The following is a 17,046-nucleotide window of genomic DNA, read 5'->3' as shown; positions in this document are numbered from 1 at the left end:
CTCCTCCCTCCTCTCTCCTCCCTCCTCTCTCCTCCCTCCTCTCTCCTCCCTCCTCCCTCCTCCCTCCCGATTATGCTCCCATCCTTCATATGTTGACTCCCCTATCCCTTCTGGCAGCCCTTAACTTAGATTTTGGCCGTATCCTTCCTGATATTCCTTTTATTCTGAGTGGCATTCCCCAGACACTTTTATTTACGTTTACTTCTGTATTCTTTGGTCTGCTGCTCGCGACAATACTCTCTCTATTCAAAATCTCTGGCATCAAGCCCCTCTACTGGTTTGCCGTCGCGTACACGTCTGTATTTAGAGGAACACCCCTCCTGCTGCAACTCTCCTTGATCTACTTCGCGACCCCTCAGTTGATTGGTTATGATATTTCTGCATTGCAGGCAGGAGTATTTACCTTTAGTCTCAACTCTGGCGCTTACATGTCCGAAACCATTCGCGCAGGGATTCAAGCAGTTGAGAAAGGTCAATCTGAAGCTGCGATGTCGTTAGGAATTCCTTACCCATTGCTGATGTGGGATGTAGTGTTGCCCCAAGCGTTGAAGAATATATTGCCAGCGTTGGTCAATGAAACGATCGCTCTCCTCAAAGACTCCTCCCTAGTCTCGACGGTGGGCGTTGTCGAAATTCTTCGGAGCGCTCAAATCGTGGGGTCAAACAAATACATCTATTTTGAACCGTTGATTTTTGCAGGATTGCTCTATTACATTCTGGTCATGGCACTCACGTACACCGCATCCATTCTAGAAAAGAGGTTAAGACGCAGTGAATAATCAAACCGTCATTCGAGTCGAGTTTTTGTCCAAATCCTTCGGGACGCTCAAAGTGTTGGATGATATTTCAACAGAGATTCATCGAGGCGAAGTCGTGGCCGTTTTGGGGCCGTCTGGCTCTGGGAAATCGACCTTTTTGCGCTGCATGAATTTATTAGAGCGCCCCACACGCGGACGCATTTATTTCAACGATCAAGACATCACTGCCGCGCATACAAATATTGCTACAGTACGCCAAAAATTGGGAATGGTGTTTCAACACTTTAATCTGTTCCCCCACATGACCACGCTCAAAAATGTCACCTATGCGCCGATCAAAATTAAACACGAAAGCGAATCGGAAGCAAAACGCAAAGGAATGGAGCTATTAGCAAAAGTTGGATTAGATGAAAAGTGCGATGTGTATCCGTCTCGGCTCTCTGGTGGACAAAAACAGCGCGTCGCGATCGCCCGTGCCCTCGCGATGGAACCCGAAGTTATCCTATTTGACGAACCCACCTCCGCCCTCGACCCCGAAACCGTCAAAGAAGTCTTGGACGTGATGAAATCTCTCGCTCAAACAGGCATCACAATGGCGATCGTCACCCACGAAATGGGATTTGCCCGCGAAGTTGCCGATCGCATTCTCTTTTTAGACCAGGGCAAGCTGGCTGAAGACGCTTCTCCAAAAGACTTTTTCGCCAATCCGAGGTGCGATCGAGCCAAACAATTCCTCGAAAAAATGCTCTAAACAAATTCGCCTCTCGCTACCAGCACCACCTGACCACCGACGGAAACCTCGATCGCATCGCCCGATTTTTGCGCCTTGAGAAACAGCAGCGACGGCCGTCCAATTTCATAGCCTTGTTCGACGCGAATCTCAAGAGCGTGATGAGTTACTTGCAAGGGGTCGCCAAAATAGTCATACTTCGCCAAATATCCCGCTAGACAGCCATTGGCGCTGCCCGTTGCCGGATCTTCAGGAATGCCCATCGCATCGACAAAGACTCTGACGCTGAGTTGATTGATCGGCTGGTAGGGTTCTGGACAAAAAATCAGCATGGCCTGCGCGTCTGTGGTCTGGAGCAATTCAAACAAGCGATCGCGGTTCGTTTTAGCCTGCTTGAGCGATCGCTGAGTCTTTAACGGCACGATAAAAAAAGGCAGCCCGGTCGAGACTTCTTGAATCGGATAGCGATCGTCCAGATCCGAGGGGTCAAGATTGAGAATGGGCGCAATCGTCGTTGCCTCAAATTTTCGTCCAAACGTCGGGGGATTTTGGCGCATCCACAGCAGGTCGATCGTCCCATTGGGGTAGTTGAGCGTCACCGGAATCGGCCCCACTTTCAGGTTGAGCGTCACCGATTCGACAGGCTGCCCGATGACTTCTTGTTGCAGAATAAATGCAGTTCCCAGAGTGGGATGTCCAGCAAACGGCAACTCGCGATCGGGCGTAAAAATCCGCACGTCATAGCCGCCTTCTCGCATCTCCTCAGACAAAATGAACGTCGTTTCTGAATAATTGATCTCTTTGGCAATTCGCTGCATTTGCTCCGTGGAGAGGTTTCCACAATGACGAAAGACAGCAAGCTGATTGCCCGCATACTTCTCTTCGGCAAACACATCGACAATGTAAAACGTCAATTTTTCCATCGGTTAATCTCGCACCAAACACCCTAACAGTACATCGGCTAGCCAGATTTTTGGGTCAGCTTCGATCGATAAGAACAAAAGGGAAGTCTGATCTCGCCAAAAGCTGCCAACACCCTCACAATAAAACTATCGAGCCAAAGACTGTACAGGAGGCTTTATGCATTTGACCACTCAAGATTTAGAAAACATTCAGGCGCATTACCCCAACTATCGAATGGAGTTGGTCAATGGAGAAGTGATCATCATGAGTCCCTGTGGATACGAATCAGACGAGGTAGCAACCGAAGTGGCAAGAGTTTTAGGCAATTGGGTTAGACCTCGCAAATTGGGACGTGTGACAGGCTCTAGTGCAGGCTTTAAGTTGCCAAACTCTGATACTCGTGCGCCAGATGTTTCGTTTGTCCAGGCAGAACGGCTACGTCGCAGTCCCCGCAGTTTTGCTGAGTTAGCTCCCGATCTGATGGTGGAGGTCAAATCGCCTACTGACAGCCTTCAAAAACTGAGAGATAAGATTGATGAGTTTTTGCAACAGGGCACCAGAGTAGGAATTTTGATCAATCCAGAACAGCGTTGGGTTGAGATGCGCCGCTCAGACCAGGAAGTTGTAACGTTGCAAGATGGCGATGTTTTGACGGTTCCCGATGTGCTGCCTGGTTGGGAAGTAGCCGTTACCGATTTATGGGCACCAGAGTTTGAGTGAACTCGATCGCGCGCTATTCTCGATCGCTCATCCAATCACGTTTCTTCCACCGTTTCAAATCGATTCGTCACAGCGTTGTTAAACTAATTCATCTTCTGGTTAAGGAACGGGTTTCAGCTTGGTTAATTTTAGTTTGAAGGGCCCGCCCACGGTTTCCCCAAATGCCTTCACGCGCACGATGTAATTTCCGGGCTTGCCGATTCGCGTAAACAATAACGAATTGGTCGTGCCATCTGGGCCGTCGTCGTTCTCAGAAACCGTTTCGCCTTTGGTCGTCATCAGCGTCACGATCGTATCAAAATTGTCAGACGATAAATCGATCGAAATCTGGTCACCCGCTTGTAGTTGGATCGAGTAATCTCGCGCAAAATTGCCCTGTCCTGTAGGAATGTCAGCATCCGACAGCGTATCCGAAATCTCCTTACCAGAAGTCAGCGGAATTGGCGTATAAATTTTGTTTTGGGCCACCGCAGCCCGATCGAGCGCCACCATCAAAGATACCGCCGCCAACCCGTTAATCCACCGTTTCATCTCACTCACCACCAAAATTGCTCAACCTCAACCAACAAGCACCCCTTATCCCTTCAGCTTCTCCAGGGTCGCTTCTAACTCCGGCAACTCAACCGAGCCAGAGAAAACCACTCCATTCATGACAAAAAACGGAGTCCCTTCAACGCCCAGCTTTTCGCCTAACTGGAGGTCTTGAACGATCGCCGTCTCTGCGGCCTTACTGGAGCGATCGCGCTCAAATCGCGCGACATCTAATCCCAAAGTCTTGGCAGTTTGTGAGTAAAAGGCTTCCCCTAACTGTTTCTGATTGGTAAACAGCGCATCGTGATACTCCCAAAATTTGCCCTGCCGTCCAGCGGCCCAGGCGGCTTTTGCCGCAGGCATCGCCTCAGCGTGAATCGTCGTTAGCGGAAAGTGTTTATACACCAAAGTCACTTCGTCGCCGTGTTTTGCTAAAAACTGCTTGAGTGTGGCACTGGCCGCCGCGCAATAAGGACACTGAAAGTCAGAAAACTCGACCAGCACAACCTTTCCAGCTTTGGCACCCGTCGTCGGAGACTGACCAATCACCGCCCTCGGATTCGTTTTCATCTGATCAACAAACGCCTGCTGGGACTGCCGCTGCTGATCTTGCTGTTGTTTTTGGTAAGTCCTGACCGATTCGAGAATCACTTCTGGATGCTTGCGAATAATTTGCAGCACTTGCTCTTCTAGCTGGGGGTTAATCGGCGCTGCCAGTAAAGGGGAACCCATCACCAACAGCCAACTCAACAGCAAAAAACCAGCTAATTTTACGGCTTGCTGAAGGTGCGCTCGAAATCCAAGTTTTTTCACGTTTGTTCCCTTGCCTGACATCATTAAGCCGGGTTTCCCCTCTCAGCCATCTGAAGATTTTAGCTTTTCAAGGCGGACTGCTGCATAAAGTCAAACGATCGCTCGTGTAATCTCTCAGCTATCTATTCTTCTAAGGAGTCTGCCATGAATCGACTTTCTTGCTTGCTGCTCTCTGTGATCAGTCTGGGAACCTTGAATCTCTCTGCTCAAGCTGCTCCTGATGTGCCCAAAAATTTACAGGTGCCATCGGGTCAAGAACTTTTGTTCAAAATGGCGGCTCAAGGCGTGCAGATTTATGAATGCAAAGCTAAAGCAGAAGATGCCAATCAGTTTGAATGGACACTAAGAGCACCTGATGCGGTGTTGCTCAACGACCAAGGCAAAACGACTGGAAAGCACTACGCCGGGCCCACCTGGGAAGCCAATGACGGCAGCAAAATTGCAGGGCAACTCAAAGAAAAGTCCGGTGCGCCCGACAAAGATACGATTCCCTGGCTATTGCTGGAGGCCAAATCTCATGAAGGAAGCGGCAAATTTAGCCCCGTCAATTGGATTCAGCGATTAGAAACGACAGGCGGCAAAGCGCCTACTGAAGGGTGCGATCGGGTTCGCAGTCAATCTCAAGTCCGAGTCAGCTACACCGCCAACTACTATTTCTACGGCTCTTCTACAGCTAAGACCACTCCCCAGCCAGACTATTATTACTAGACCGCTTTAAGTTGAATCCCCTTCACGCCTTTCCTAATAAATCGTCAGGTAAGTTTCTGTAGAACTGATGGGTAACAGTCTTAAGGTCTGATTTTGTAAATCTAGCTTGATGCCCAACGCCTCTAAAGGAATCACACCCAGAAGGGGATCGCGACCTCCGGGCAACTCCAAACATTCAAATGTCCCTTCTCGCCCCCGCAGAGAAATCTTTGCATCCTGAAAGATTCGAGCTTTGCCAATTCCCATTGCGGTTGAGACGTTGACTTCTTTGAGAATTTGCAGTCCTAGCTGGGCGATCGTTTCTGATGGCAAACAGAGTGTTGTAGCTCCTGTGTCCACCAGAACATTTTCTAAGGTCACCGATCGGATCTGTGTTTCAGAAATCACGTCCGCTTCTGCCAAAATTTGGTCAGCCCGCTTGTTATGCTACCTTGAGTTATCGGTGGGAGCGCAAGCGGCAAGCTATCTGTGGACACGATGCCCAAGTAGCTGTGAATTTTTGGTTGAGACGCAATTGGGAGGTGACTGGTGGGCTACAATTCTCGATAGGTTTTTCTTTTCATTGCAGGTTAGGTAGTGCGAAAACAGGAGGCCCTTATATTACTGGCAAAGCACCAAAACACGCTGAAGGATTTTGGCGTAAAGTCTCTGATGCTGTTTGGTTCAGTAGCAAGAGATGAAGCGCGAATAGACAGCGATGTCGATCTGCTGGTAGAGTTCGATCGCCCGGTCGGGTTGTTCACCTTTGTACGCTTGAAACGATACCTGGAGGAGATTTTAGAGAGTTCGGTTGATCTGGGTACACCCGACTCCCTCAAACCTTATCTACGGGAACCTGTTTTTCGGGAGGCGATTCGTGCCTTCTAGAGATTGGCAAAATAGAGTAAGAGATGTACTAGCCGCGATCGCAGAGATCCGAGAGTTCACAAACGAGACAACCTTTGAGGAGTTTCAAGGCGATCGCAAAACGATCAGGGCAGTCTTGTACAACCTAGCAATTATTGGTGAAGCAGTTCGTAGCATTCCACCTGATGTGGAAGTTTCACATCCTGAAATTCCTTGGGATGATGTGCGTGGAATGCGAAATATTGTGATTCACGAGTATTTTCAGGTGAACCTATTCATCATCTGGCAAACGATTCAAGAAGACCTTGTTTCATTAGAATTCTCGCTTCGCCAACTGATAAACCCTTGAGGAAAGTCTGTAATGGCGAACGAGGAACATTTAGCAATTCTTCGACAGGGTATTGAAATTTGGAATGATTGGGTAGAAGAAAACCCAAACATCGTTCCTGATTTAAGTGGAGTAATTTTAAGCGGGGCAGTTTTAAGTAAGGCAAACTTTTTTAGTAGTAATTTTAGCGGAGCGATTCTAAGTGGAGTAATTCTAAGTGAAGCTGATTTAACAGGTGCTGATCTCAGTGGAGTGGTTCTAATTGGAGCAATTTTAAGTAAGACAGTTCTCTTCGGTGCTAATCTCAGAGGAGCTAATCTAGGCGAAGCAAATTTAAACAAAAGTATTCTAAGTGAAACTGACCTTAGTAAAACTATTTTAAGAGGAGTAAATTTAAGTGATGCCGCCCTTAGCAGAGCAAACCTGCGTCAAGCTAATTTAAGTGGAGCTAATATTAATGATTCTGACTTTGTTAACGCTGATCTAAGTGGTGCCAACTTAAGCAGAACTCAAGCATTAGGAACAGATTTCACAGGAGCAATTTTTACAGCTACTTGCTTAGAAGACTGGAATATTAATACTGGTACTATTTTAGATGATACTGAATGTCAGTATGTTTATTTAAAGTCGGGAAATCAAGAACGTCGTCCAAGTAGTGGAGTTTTTGCCCCCGGCGATTTCAACAAGCTTTTCCAAAAAGCTTTAGGTACAGTTGATCTAATCTTTAGAAATGGAGTAGATTGGAATGCCCTACTGATTTCTCTAGAGAAACTAAAAGTTGAGACAGAAGGGAAAGAGTTATCAATTCAGGCAATAGAAAATAAAAATGATGGGGCATTTATTGTTCGCGTCAATGTACCACTAGGAGCAGATAAAGCAAAATTAGAAAAATCTCTGAAACAGCGATATGAATCGGCTCTCAAATCTATCAACGAGAAGTATCGGCATCAACTACAAGCAAAAGATCGAGAAATTGAAGCTTATCAACACCAAAATACTAATTTGATGGAAATTGCCAGACTAATGGCAAGTAGACCAGTTAGTGTGGAAGCAAAGGCAATCGTGGAGAATCATGTAATGAGTGTAGATCGACATATCAATACAGGTGGCGGTAACTATATTGAATCTAACACCGGAACGTATGTTCAGGGTAACTACATCAATATGGGTAGTGACTTGAGCAGGGCAGCAGCACAAATTCAAGACTTGATTGAGCAGTTGCAGAAGAAAGGAGTGACAGTTGATGTTGCTCAGGAGCAGGTAGCAAGAGACATGGCGACTCAGGCTCAAACCAATTCGACAATCAAAGCCAACTTGTTAAAGTGGGGGCAGTCATTGGGAGATGCAACAGTGAGTGATGTGGTCAAAGGGGCTGTTAAATTGGCTATTCGTTCCGCAGGAATTCCCTTGCCTTGAGTTTATGAAGAAGCGACGGCAGCATAACAACCCCTCGATTGCTGCCTATCGCCCCTATACTATTTAGTTGGACGCTGACACAGAGAGAGGGCATTACATGGCATCCATTCGCGAGTTGCATCAACAACTCATCCGCAAAGAACGGTCTGCTGCCGAAATCGCTCAAGCTGCCTTGGATCAGATTCAAGCACTAGAGCCAAAGCTTCATAGCTTCTTGCACATCACCGCCGATCGTGCCCTGGCGCAGGCCAAACAGGTGGATGCCAAAATCGCGGCTGGCGAGGAAATCGGGCTGTTGGCGGGGATTCCGATCGCCCTCAAAGACAACCTCTGCACCCAGGGCATTCCCACTACTTGCGCGTCCAAAATTCTGCAAAACTTCGTGCCGCCTTACGAATCGACCGTGACGCAAAAAGTCGCAGATGCCGGAGCCGTGATCGTCGGCAAAACCAATCTGGATGAGTTTGCAATGGGCGGCTCGACTGAAACGTCTGCTTACCAACTCACCGCCAATCCCTGGGATCTGTCTCGCGTGCCGGGTGGGTCGTCTGGTGGGTCGGCCGCGTCCGTTGCTGCCGGAGAATGTACCGTTTCGCTAGGGTCGGATACAGGCGGATCAATTCGTCAACCCGCTTCTTTTTGCGGCATTGTCGGACTCAAACCCACCTACGGACTCGTTTCTCGATATGGGCTAGTCGCCTTTGCGTCCTCATTGGATCAGATCGGCCCCTTTGGTCGATCGGTCGAAGATACCGCCATTTTGCTCAACGCGATCGCCGGATACGATGCCAAAGATTCGACCAGTCTCAAAGTAGACATTCCCGACTACACGCAGTTTCTCACCCCCGATCTCAAAGGCAAAAAAGTTGGTGTAATTCGAGAAACCTTTGGCGAAGGGCTAGATCCTGAAGTCGAAAAAGCGGTGAGAACGGCGATCGAGCAACTCAAAGACTTGGGAGCCGAAATTCAAGAAATCTCCTGTCCCCGATTCCGCTATGGCATTGCCGCCTACTACATCATTGCCCCCTCGGAAGCCTCAGCCAATCTAGCCCGATACGATGGAGTCCGATACGGTGCCCGCATTGAGGATGCCGAAAACCTGATGGACATGTACACTCGCACTCGTGCTGAGGGCTTTGGCGCAGAAGTGAAACGCCGAATTATGATCGGCACCTACGTCTTGTCAGCAGGCTACTACGACGCTTACTACCTCAAAGCTCAGAAGGTCAGAACGCTAATCAAGCAAGATTTCGAGCAAGCCTTTTCTCAAGTCGATGTATTAGTGTCTCCCACCGCGCCAACGACCGCCTTCAAAATCGGTGAGAAGACGGCTGACCCGCTGAGTATGTATTTGACCGACTTGATGACGATTCCTGCAAATCTGGCAGGTCTTCCTGGCATGAGCGTCCCCTGTGGATTCGATAGTCAGGGAATGCCGATCGGTCTCCAAATTTTAGGCAACGTTTTGCGAGAAGACCAGATATTTCAAGTCGGCTACGCCTACGAGCAAGCGAGTGACTGGAAGGGACGATCGCCAAATCTGGGAGAGAAGAAATGAATAGGCTTCCTGCACGAATCATAGATGCCCCCCGACTGCTCTTGCGAAGCTAACATTAATTGCCAGGTATTCTGCGGAATTTATTCACCAGGTTATTCTAAAGGCAACGGGAGCAGCTAAAGCACGCCTTTTGAACTGGGAATCGTATGGGCCCGACGCGGATCGATTTCGGTTGCCATGCGGAGCGATCGCGCAAAGGCCTTAAAGGTTGCCTCAATAATGTGGTGAGAATTAATGCCGTCTAATTGCCGAATGTGTAGCGTTATCTGGGCATGGTTGACGATCGCCACAAAAAATTCTCTCACAAGCTGCGTATCGTAAGTTCCCACGCGCTGAGTCGGAATGTCTAACCCATAGCTGAGATGGGGACGACCCGAAAAATCGAGCGCTACTTGAATTAAAGCTTCATCCAACGGGGCGACAAAATGACCAAAGCGGACAATGCCTTTACGATCGCCCAATGCCTGAGCCAACGCCATCCCCAACGTAATGCCCACATCCTCATTGGTATGGTGATCGTCGATTTCAATATCGCCTGTCGCTTGCACGTCGAGATCGATCAGTCCATGTGACGCGATCTGATGCAGCATGTGATCTAGAAACGGCACCCCTGTTTTGGCAACACAGTGACCTGTCCCATCCAGATTGAGGCTAACTTTCACATCCGTTTCGCCTGTTTTGCGAGTCACGGAAGCGGTGCGAGCTAACTGAAAGCTAGAGGCAAGAGGACGATCGCTGGTCTGCATAGGAGTCATTTCAAATAGAGATGCTTCTATTATCCTGGAGATTTGACGCGATCGGGCGAGTTGTGACTCATCAAACCTTAAGCTTGTCCTGCCATCCGATTGGTTCTAAAGGTGACATTGGAGCCTTCCTGGGTTTGCTCTAAAACTAAGAGAGGCGTGGGTTTTGCTTTTTGATCCCAGCGCATGTTGGCGATGCGGCCCTGGACGGCAGGCTGCCAGGTTTCGTTTTCGTGAGAAGGACTCAGGAAAGTTTCAAAGCAGTCGATGATCTGATTAATCGTGACCGAAGTGGGCTGAGTCGGCAATTTGAGAATCTTGATTTGAATGCGAAACAGAACGCGCTTGGAGAGTTTGCCGCTGGCATCTTTTGCTTCATATTCGACATCAAAAATCTCATCGACCTGTCGCCCTGTGCTAGCAATGCCGATTTCACCTTGATTGGCCTGACCCGGACGCAGCGCGATCGTAATTTTGTCTTTGACTTTGATTTTGATTTGATTGACGATCGCAAAGTGAAACACCTCTTCAGCCATCCGCATTCTCAGATAGTCGAGGTTAAACTCTCGCGAGTGAATCAGATCGGGGTTACGCTCCATTTTGCCGATCGTTTCTACAGCGTATTTCAGCTTTTTGTGCAGTTCTCGATTCTTAAACGTCTCAAATTTGACCTGTTTTTTGAGCTTGTTGGCTTGAATTGTAGAGAAAATGCCAAGAACCACCAGCAGCAAAAACAACCCACCAGAGGCGGCCATCCAAACTTGTTGCCCAGCGTCTTGACTCGGTGTAGAGACCGCAGCGGGACTGGAAGCCGATTTTGTTTTGGTCGTTTTGGGAGCGGCTTGAGCGAGTAAGGGAAAAATAAGCTGAGATGACATAGACGATGCTGGCTAGGAACTTGAATCGTTTTCAGAATGCCCCCGAATCAAAAGTAAACCATCATGGGGGAGAGAAATCCGGGGGAGTGAGGAGTGAGGGGTGAGGGGTGAGGCGTAAAATTTGCGGAGTGGGCGATTTGAATTCAGCGTCCTTTGACCTCTCATCCTTTGTGAAGTTCGATCAACATTTCGATCGTACTCATTCTAAATCCACATTTTTCAAACAAATTCCGGGCAGACTTGTTCTCCAGCGCTGTATCTAAGCGAATTTGCGGAATCTCTAATTGAGTGAAATGGGCGATTGCTTGTTCTACAATCTGACGGGCGACTCCAGCATGACGAAAGTCTGGCTCGACCCAAAGATCGTGCACAAATGCGTATCTCTTCAATGTATAAATAGGAACTTCTCTCTCGACGGTGGCGATCAAAAATCCGACCAGTTGATTGGATTCTTCAGCAACTAAGCAAAGATCTTGAGGGTCGCTAATCAGATTGCTTAACCACTTTTGATACGATCGCTCAGGGTGGGGCAAAAAATCATATTTGGCAGCGTCCCAGGCTTGGTGCAGCGCACAGATTTTGGCAATCATCGGTAAAATGCCAGGAATGTCAGATTGGTTTGCAGAACGAATTTTCATAGCCCTCCTTTTTTAGCCTCCATGCCTCTACTTCCGCTTTCTCAATCGTCTCATTGTCTCCAAAAGATTCGGCTGATTGCGACCGATATGGATGGGACGCTGACCACCGCAGGCAAATTTACACCCGAACTGTTGCGATCGCTGCAACTCCTTTCAACTCGATTTGAAGTGCTGATTGTCACAGGTCGATCGGCGGGCTGGGTGAGCGGTTTGGCAAATTATCTTCCGGTTGTGGGCGCGATCGCAGAGAATGGCGGTTTGTTTTACTCCAATCTGATCGAAAATGATCTCGGAAGCTTACTCGTTCCCATTCCTGATCTCAATCAGCATCGCCAAAAATTAGCAGAAACCTTTCGACAATTGCAGACTCAATTTCCCACGCTTGAAGAATCGCACGATAACCGTTTTCGATTAACCGATTGGACGTTTGATGTGACAGGGCTGAGTTTGCAGGAGTTGGGCGCGATCGCTAATTTCTGTCAGTCTCAAGGCTGGAGTTTCACGTATAGCAATGTTCAGTGCCACATCAAACCCCTTCAGCAAAACAAAGCTGACGGATTGTTAACTGTTCTCAAAAATCGCTTTGCCCCTGACGAAATTCTCACAGTCGGCGACAGTCCCAATGACGAAAGTTTGTTTGATGCGAGTGTTTTTCCTAACTCGATCGGAGTTGCCAATGTATTACACTACGTCGATCAACTCACCCACAAACCCGCTTACCTCACCAGCGCTTCCGAAGGTACAGGATTTTGTGAACTCGCAAACGCCTTGATGAGCCATCCATAACATTCGTGAAACACAAACATTTGGCTTCTGAGACGGTCTAGAATATTTCTCTGTGTCGTTCAGTAAATACACGCTGAATCACTCGTCGATCGTCATTGAGAAGAGAGCATGTCAGATAATCTTAGAAGCCAAGCCATTACTCAGGGTGTCCAGCGATCGCCCAATCGCGCCATGTTACGGGCCGTTGGATTTGAGGATGCCGACTTTACCAAGCCGATCGTGGGAGTGGCCAGCGCTCACAGTACGATCACACCTTGCAATATGGGAATCGCTCCCCTCGCCATTCAAGCTGAGACTGGAATTCGATCGGCGGGTGGAATGCCTCAAATCTTTGGCACGATCACCATCAGCGACGGCATTTCGATGGGCACCGAGGGCATGAAGTATTCGCTCGTTTCGCGGGATGTGATCGCCGATTCGATCGAGACGGCCTGCATGGGTCAAAGTATGGATGGCGTGTTGGCGATCGGCGGCTGCGACAAAAATATGCCCGGTGCCATGATCGCGATGGCTCGGATGAATATTCCCGCTGTCTTTGTGTATGGCGGCACGATCAAGCCAGGAAATCTAGAAGGCACTGATTTAACGGTCGTCAGTTCTTTTGAAGCAGTCGGTCAATATAGCGCAGGCAGAATTGATGAAGCGATGCTCTATGCCGTCGAGCGCAACGCCTGTCCGGGAGCAGGTTCCTGTGGCGGAATGTACACTGCCAACACCATGTCTTCTGCCTTTGAAGCAATGGGCATGAGCTTGATGTATTCCTCTACGATGTCGGCGATCGACCCCGAAAAAGCAGACAATACCAAACTCGCGGGCAAAGTGCTGGTCGAAGCGATTCGCAATCAGATTTTGCCGAGAGACATCATTACACGTAAGTCGATCGAGAATGCCATTTCGGTGATCATGGCGGTGGGTGGCTCGACGAATGCTGTCTTACACTTTTTGGCGATCGCTCACTCAGCCGGCGTTGAATGGAAACTGGACGACTTTGAACGAATTCGCGCCCGCGTGCCCGTTCTCTGTGATCTCAAGCCGTCTGGACGCTATGTGGCAACCGATCTACACAAAGCAGGCGGCATTCCTCAAGTCATGAAAATGCTGCTGGCTCACGATTTGCTGCATGGTGACTGCCTGACTGTGACGGGGCAAACCGTTGCCGAAGTGCTGCGAGACGTTCCTAATGAGCCGCGTCCCGATCAAGATGTGATTCGTCCCTGGGACAAGCCAATCTATGCTCAAGGACATCTGGCAATCTTGCGCGGCAATCTGGCAACCGAAGGCGCAGTCGCAAAAATTACGGGCATTAAGAAAGCTCAGATTACTGGCCCAGCCAGAGTTTTTGAATCAGAAGAAGCCTGCTTGGAAGCAATTCTGGCAAATAAAATTGTCGCGGGAGATATCTTGGTCATTCGCTATGAAGGGCCAAAAGGTGGGCCCGGGATGCGTGAAATGTTGGCTCCCACGTCGGCAATCATTGGGGCTGGGTTGGGCGATTCGGTTGGACTGATCACAGACGGACGCTTTTCTGGCGGCACTTACGGCATGGTCGTCGGTCACGTCGCCCCAGAAGCGTTTGTCGGAGGCACGATCGCCCTCGTTCGAGAAGGAGACTTGATCACCATTGATGCGCCTGCCCGGTTGCTGCAATTGAATGTGTCAGACACAGAACTCGATCGCCGCCGCTCAACCTGGAAACCACCCGCTCCTCGCTATACCAAAGGCGTGTTAGCCAAGTATGCCAAACTCGTTTCGTCGAGTAGTCTGGGGGCGGTCACGGATCTGGGATTAGGGTAAAACTGCGGGATCAGCGCAAACCTTTGTTACAAGCTATGAACGCGATCGAAGGTGATCCCCCAAATTCCTCAATAATGATCCTCAGAACCTTAGAGCGATCATTCCCATGCCAAAAACCATTGCGGATGTTATGACTCGCGACCCGGTGACTGCACATCCCGAAACTCCCCTTAAAGAAGTCATTCAAACTTTGGCGGAGCGGCGGATTAGCGGTCTCCCGGTGGTCGATCAAGCTGGAAAACTGGTGGGCGTTATTTCTGAAAGCGATCTGATGTGGCAAGAGAGCGGCGTGACTCCTCCGGCTTACATCATGATCCTCGACAGCGTGATTTATCTCGAAAATCCATCTCGCTACGAAAAAGATCTGCACAAAGCCCTGGGGCAAACGGCTGGCGAAGTCATGAATCACGACCCTGTTGTGACGATCGCCCCCGACAAACCCCTTTCGGAGGCCGCCAAACTGATGCACGATCGCAATGTTCACCGTCTACCTGTGGTGGATAAGGCAGGGCATGTGATAGGCATTCTCACTCGTGGCGACATCATTCGAGCGATGGCCGCAGAGCAGACGTAAAGCGGATTCTGGCTGCGAAATTGGGCGGATCATTCAAAATAAAAACTCAAAACTTGATTAGGATGAGCATTACCTCTGAGTCGGTGAAAGAACTTTTAGATTCCACAGATTTTGGCGATCGGATGCGCGGGGTCAATCAACTGCGTCAACTTGAGCCAGCGATCGCGTTTCAGATGATTCAACAACCTGTGGTGGATAGCAATGTGCGGGTGCGCTACGCGGCGGTGAGTCAGCTTTCTTCTCTGGGCAGTCAGGATCGTCAACAGGCGCTAAAACTGCTCAAAGCGGGACTATTTGATCCAGAACCTGACGTGCAAGCGGCCGCCGCAGACTCGATCGCCGCACTCAAACTCACAGAAGCCTACGACGATTTACAGCAGCTTTACCACAGAACAGGGGAGTGGCTGGTGAGCTTTAGTATCGTGGCTGCTTTGGGAGAATTGGGCGATACTCGCGCGTTTGATCTGCTGCAAGAGGCCCTCGAATCGGACAACGACTTAATGAAAACGGCGGCGATCGGCTCTCTAGGTGAGTTGGGCGATTTACGAGCGGTGGGGATTTTGATGCCTTATGTCGCTAACCCAGATTGGCAAATTCGCTATCGAGTCGTGCAGGCTATGAGTGCGTTTGACTCACCAGAGGCGCGATCGGCCTTGGAAACACTGTCCCAGGATCAAGTCGAGCAAGTGGCCCAGCAAGCAAAAACGGTGTTGGCGTAAAGACTCGTCGCTGCGGATTTGTAAATTCTTTTAGCTCCAGATTTTCAGTGTAGTACTGAAGTTTGGAGCTATTTTTTAGTGCAAGTTCAATAACTCCTTTGCTACGAGCCAAAAATCTTGTTCTAAAGTCCCTCTAATTGGGTGGTTTGGGAGGCAGAAGTTTGACAACGAAGCAAAGGAACTTCATCGAGTTAACGTTAACGTGAGGCTCAGAAAGCGCTTCCGGATCTGTAGTCGAAGTCAAGAATTTTGTTGAGTCTGCGTTTTTTTAGGGATGACCTTGAGAGGAACTTGCGATCGTCCTCAACATTCATAAGAGAAAACATAAGAGAAAACGCTGATCTGTAATTCGTCCCGGTTAGAAAAGTTACCGAGGCGTGGTTTGATCACTACATTTAAGTAGCAATTATTACGTAGAACTCAGTGCCCCTACGGAACGATCAAATTGCGATTTATTCCCACACCTTACACAAAGTTAGAGATACAGGCATTTTTTTGAGCGTTGCATAAAGAAAGGGTGAGATCGGGTGAACTACGGAGTTTGCGTAATAGTATGGAAACATCAAAGCAAGGAAGACAATTTATACGTAGCTTTTGCGGTATGTACTGAGTACCGAATCGCTAAAAACGCTTGCTTCCTCTTCTACTCACTCACTGAAGCAAAAAAATGTCTCAATTGACTCGTCTCTCGATTTTGGCTGGTGTTCTCTCGACTGGCGCGATCGCCCTCACCAGCACGTCTGCTCAAGCCGCTTCTTTTACCGCTCAGGATGCCGTTGGTCAAAACTGTGTTGGTCAACAAAGCTGCCTCGTCAACAACTTTTTCAAGCTCTCAGCTAATCCCAGTAATAACCGCCAATTGACGCAAAAAACCGTCGGCAGAATTCTAGGAATCGGAGTGGCTCAAGATGCCAAAAAGCTTTCTAGCGACTCGTCTCAAGGCGAAATTGATCTCGGTGAATCCCTCAAAGTTGACTTCAAAAAAGCAGGCGTTCTCGAATCACTGCAACTCAGCTTTTTGTATCAGCCAGGAGTCTACTTCGATCAAGTCTTTGAAGCTGCTCTCGTTACGGCGGGCGGTGTTCTCAACACGGTCGGTAAACTCACGGTAACGAGCAACAACACAGCCGTTTGGAGTCTCCCCGGTGGCTCTGTGGTGAATGTTTCGCCTTCTCTCACCAATGAGGGTGGGTCTTACAACATTCTCAACCCCTTTGGCAAAACTGAAATCGCTGGGTTTAGCCTCACCCCCGTAAAAGTCAAAGATGCCAAGGGCAACTATCCGTCTGGCTCCAAAAACTCTGACTTTGCGCTGTCTGCTGCGTCTGTTCACGTTCCCGAACCCGCTACTCTGGCAGGTCTAGGCGTTGTTGGTCTGCTGGCTGCGTCTCGTCGTCGTAAAGCCGTTCAGGGCTAGTCGTGCTGTTGGTTTCCTGATGATGTGGATTTAAGTTAAGTGCAGCTACCTTGTCTGGGGTTGAAAGTGAAAGCTTTTGATCCCAGTTTTTGTTGGATGGGGTCTTGGATATTGGGCGTTGGACTTTAGACAGTAGACTTTATCGGGAATAAGAGGTCTAAGCCGAAAAGCAATATTTTCCACCTT

Annotated in this window: 20 protein-coding genes; 13 read left to right on the top strand and 7 right to left on the bottom strand. The window is 48.9% G+C overall.

What is annotated here, in order from left to right:
* Together ACKFKF_RS18090 and ACKFKF_RS18085 are read left to right on the top strand one after the other, a co-directional pair.
* On the top strand, window positions 1-779 hold a 779-nt coding region (locus ACKFKF_RS18090), incomplete at its 5' end, for an amino acid ABC transporter permease (RefSeq protein WP_446868967.1).
* Entirely contained in the window at window positions 772-1,509 is a 738-nt protein-coding gene (locus ACKFKF_RS18085; RefSeq protein ID WP_446858746.1) for an amino acid ABC transporter ATP-binding protein, read from the top strand. The genes ACKFKF_RS18090 and ACKFKF_RS18085, both read left to right, overlap by 8 nt.
* On the opposite strand, the gene ACKFKF_RS18080 is transcribed toward ACKFKF_RS18085, so the two are convergent.
* The gene (locus ACKFKF_RS18080; protein ID WP_446868966.1) at window positions 1,506-2,411 is read right to left on the bottom strand and encodes a PhzF family phenazine biosynthesis protein; all 906 of its coding nucleotides are present in this window, start codon (window positions 2,409-2,411) and stop codon (window positions 1,506-1,508) included. The two genes, ACKFKF_RS18085 and ACKFKF_RS18080, sit on opposite strands and share 4 nt — an antisense overlap.
* A 157-nt stretch (window positions 2,412-2,568) precedes the next feature.
* On the opposite strand from ACKFKF_RS18080, the gene ACKFKF_RS18075 reads away from it, so the two are divergent.
* Window positions 2,569-3,111 (top strand): Uma2 family endonuclease, encoded by a 543-nt coding sequence (locus ACKFKF_RS18075; protein ID WP_446868965.1) that lies wholly within the window; start codon window positions 2,569-2,571, stop codon window positions 3,109-3,111.
* Window positions 3,112-3,210: 99 nt separating this feature from the next.
* Here ACKFKF_RS18075 and ACKFKF_RS18070 read toward each other — a convergent pair whose 3' ends face one another.
* Together ACKFKF_RS18070 and ACKFKF_RS18065 are read right to left on the bottom strand one after the other, a co-directional pair.
* Window positions 3,211-3,642, bottom strand: coding sequence for a PPC domain-containing protein (locus ACKFKF_RS18070; protein WP_446868964.1), 432 nt, complete (start codon window positions 3,640-3,642; stop codon window positions 3,211-3,213).
* Between the two features lie 45 nt (window positions 3,643-3,687).
* On the bottom strand, window positions 3,688-4,455 hold the full coding sequence (locus tag ACKFKF_RS18065; protein ID WP_446868963.1) for a DsbA family protein: 768 nt from the start codon (window positions 4,453-4,455) through the stop codon (window positions 3,688-3,690).
* 144 nt (window positions 4,456-4,599) lie between these two features.
* Between ACKFKF_RS18065 and ACKFKF_RS18060 the strand changes: the two genes are divergently transcribed.
* Window positions 4,600-5,163 carry a DUF3455 domain-containing protein gene (locus ACKFKF_RS18060; protein ID WP_446868962.1) on the top strand — a complete coding sequence of 188 codons (564 nt, stop codon included), beginning with the start codon at window positions 4,600-4,602 and terminating at the stop codon, window positions 5,161-5,163.
* A gap of 33 nt (window positions 5,164-5,196) precedes the next feature.
* On the opposite strand, the gene ACKFKF_RS18055 is transcribed toward ACKFKF_RS18060, so the two are convergent.
* Entirely contained in the window at window positions 5,197-5,550 is a 354-nt protein-coding gene (locus ACKFKF_RS18055) for a retroviral-like aspartic protease family protein (RefSeq protein WP_446858752.1), read from the bottom strand.
* Between the two features lie 189 nt (window positions 5,551-5,739).
* Here ACKFKF_RS18055 and ACKFKF_RS18050 point away from each other — a divergent pair, with 189 nt between their 5' ends.
* The 4 genes from ACKFKF_RS18050 to gatA all read left to right on the top strand — a co-directional run bounded on the left by ACKFKF_RS18050 (window position 5,740) and on the right by gatA (window position 9,311).
* Complete coding sequence (locus ACKFKF_RS18050) at window positions 5,740-6,030, top strand: nucleotidyltransferase family protein (protein ID WP_446858753.1); 291 nt, start codon at window positions 5,740-5,742, stop codon at window positions 6,028-6,030.
* Window positions 6,020-6,358, top strand: coding sequence for a HepT-like ribonuclease domain-containing protein (locus ACKFKF_RS18045; protein WP_446858754.1), 339 nt, complete (start codon window positions 6,020-6,022; stop codon window positions 6,356-6,358). The genes ACKFKF_RS18050 and ACKFKF_RS18045 overlap by 11 nt, the downstream gene beginning before the upstream one ends.
* Window positions 6,359-6,370: 12 nt before the next feature.
* A complete protein-coding gene (locus ACKFKF_RS18040; protein ID WP_446868961.1) occupies window positions 6,371-7,753 on the top strand; it encodes a pentapeptide repeat-containing protein in 1,383 nt (460 codons plus the stop codon).
* 97 nt (window positions 7,754-7,850) lie between these two features.
* Window positions 7,851-9,311 (top strand): Asp-tRNA(Asn)/Glu-tRNA(Gln) amidotransferase subunit GatA, encoded by a 1,461-nt coding sequence (gene gatA, locus ACKFKF_RS18035; RefSeq protein ID WP_446868960.1) that lies wholly within the window; start codon window positions 7,851-7,853, stop codon window positions 9,309-9,311.
* Between the two features lie 116 nt (window positions 9,312-9,427).
* Here gatA and hisB read toward each other — a convergent pair whose 3' ends face one another.
* The 3 genes from hisB to ACKFKF_RS18020 form a co-directional block, all read right to left on the bottom strand.
* Window positions 9,428-10,066: an imidazoleglycerol-phosphate dehydratase HisB gene (gene hisB, locus ACKFKF_RS18030; RefSeq protein WP_446868959.1), complete on the bottom strand. Its 639-nt coding sequence runs from the start codon at window positions 10,064-10,066 to the stop codon at window positions 9,428-9,430.
* Between the two features lie 68 nt (window positions 10,067-10,134).
* Window positions 10,135-10,932 (bottom strand): hypothetical protein, encoded by a 798-nt coding sequence (locus tag ACKFKF_RS18025; RefSeq protein WP_446858759.1) that lies wholly within the window; start codon window positions 10,930-10,932, stop codon window positions 10,135-10,137.
* A 161-nt stretch (window positions 10,933-11,093) separates the two neighbouring features.
* The gene (locus tag ACKFKF_RS18020) at window positions 11,094-11,570 is read right to left on the bottom strand and encodes an N-acetyltransferase family protein (protein ID WP_446868958.1); all 477 of its coding nucleotides are present in this window, start codon (window positions 11,568-11,570) and stop codon (window positions 11,094-11,096) included.
* Window positions 11,571-11,591: 21 nt separating this feature from the next.
* On the opposite strand from ACKFKF_RS18020, the gene ACKFKF_RS18015 reads away from it, so the two are divergent.
* From ACKFKF_RS18015 to ACKFKF_RS17995, 5 genes are all read left to right on the top strand, one after another.
* Complete coding sequence (locus ACKFKF_RS18015) at window positions 11,592-12,356, top strand: HAD-IIB family hydrolase (protein ID WP_446868956.1); 765 nt, start codon at window positions 11,592-11,594, stop codon at window positions 12,354-12,356.
* Window positions 12,357-12,464: 108 nt separating this feature from the next.
* Window positions 12,465-14,150, top strand: coding sequence for a dihydroxy-acid dehydratase (gene ilvD / locus ACKFKF_RS18010; RefSeq protein ID WP_446868955.1), 1,686 nt, complete (start codon window positions 12,465-12,467; stop codon window positions 14,148-14,150).
* A 106-nt stretch (window positions 14,151-14,256) separates the two neighbouring features.
* Complete coding sequence (locus tag ACKFKF_RS18005; protein ID WP_446868953.1) at window positions 14,257-14,724, top strand: CBS domain-containing protein; 468 nt, start codon at window positions 14,257-14,259, stop codon at window positions 14,722-14,724.
* Window positions 14,725-14,786: 62 nt separating this feature from the next.
* A complete protein-coding gene (gene nblB / locus ACKFKF_RS18000; protein ID WP_446868952.1) occupies window positions 14,787-15,443 on the top strand; it encodes a phycobilisome degradation protein NblB in 657 nt (218 codons plus the stop codon).
* A 667-nt stretch (window positions 15,444-16,110) separates the two neighbouring features.
* On the top strand, window positions 16,111-16,860 hold the full coding sequence (locus ACKFKF_RS17995) for a PEP-CTERM sorting domain-containing protein (RefSeq protein WP_446868951.1): 750 nt from the start codon (window positions 16,111-16,113) through the stop codon (window positions 16,858-16,860).
* Window positions 16,861-17,046: the final 186 nt, after the last annotated feature.

Source organism: Phormidesmis sp. 146-12, from assembly GCF_052939495.1.
This window is presented reverse-complemented; position numbering and strand designations above follow the sequence as displayed.

Excerpts from the sequence above, each read along its gene's own strand:
- ACKFKF_RS18075 (WP_446868965.1), top strand. The coding sequence starts at position 2,569 with ATGCATTTGACCACTCAAGATTTAGAAAACATTCAGGCGCATTACCCC.
- ilvD (WP_446868955.1), top strand. The coding sequence starts at position 12,465 with ATGTCAGATAATCTTAGAAGCCAAGCCATTACTCAGGGTGTCCAGCGA.
- ACKFKF_RS18070 (WP_446868964.1), bottom strand. The coding sequence starts at position 3,642 with ATGAAACGGTGGATTAACGGGTTGGCGGCGGTATCTTTGATGGTGGCG.
- hisB (WP_446868959.1), bottom strand. The coding sequence starts at position 10,066 with ATGACTCCTATGCAGACCAGCGATCGTCCTCTTGCCTCTAGCTTTCAG.
- ACKFKF_RS18005 (WP_446868953.1), top strand. The coding sequence starts at position 14,257 with ATGCCAAAAACCATTGCGGATGTTATGACTCGCGACCCGGTGACTGCA.
- ACKFKF_RS18025 (WP_446858759.1), bottom strand. The coding sequence starts at position 10,932 with ATGTCATCTCAGCTTATTTTTCCCTTACTCGCTCAAGCCGCTCCCAAA.
- ACKFKF_RS18020 (WP_446868958.1), bottom strand. The coding sequence starts at position 11,570 with ATGAAAATTCGTTCTGCAAACCAATCTGACATTCCTGGCATTTTACCG.
- ACKFKF_RS18060 (WP_446868962.1), top strand. The coding sequence starts at position 4,600 with ATGAATCGACTTTCTTGCTTGCTGCTCTCTGTGATCAGTCTGGGAACC.
- gatA (WP_446868960.1), top strand. The coding sequence starts at position 7,851 with ATGGCATCCATTCGCGAGTTGCATCAACAACTCATCCGCAAAGAACGG.
- ACKFKF_RS18080 (WP_446868966.1), bottom strand. The coding sequence starts at position 2,411 with ATGGAAAAATTGACGTTTTACATTGTCGATGTGTTTGCCGAAGAGAAG.
- ACKFKF_RS17995 (WP_446868951.1), top strand. The coding sequence starts at position 16,111 with ATGTCTCAATTGACTCGTCTCTCGATTTTGGCTGGTGTTCTCTCGACT.
- ACKFKF_RS18015 (WP_446868956.1), top strand. The coding sequence starts at position 11,592 with ATGCCTCTACTTCCGCTTTCTCAATCGTCTCATTGTCTCCAAAAGATT.
- ACKFKF_RS18040 (WP_446868961.1), top strand. The coding sequence starts at position 6,371 with ATGGCGAACGAGGAACATTTAGCAATTCTTCGACAGGGTATTGAAATT.
- nblB (WP_446868952.1), top strand. The coding sequence starts at position 14,787 with ATGAGCATTACCTCTGAGTCGGTGAAAGAACTTTTAGATTCCACAGAT.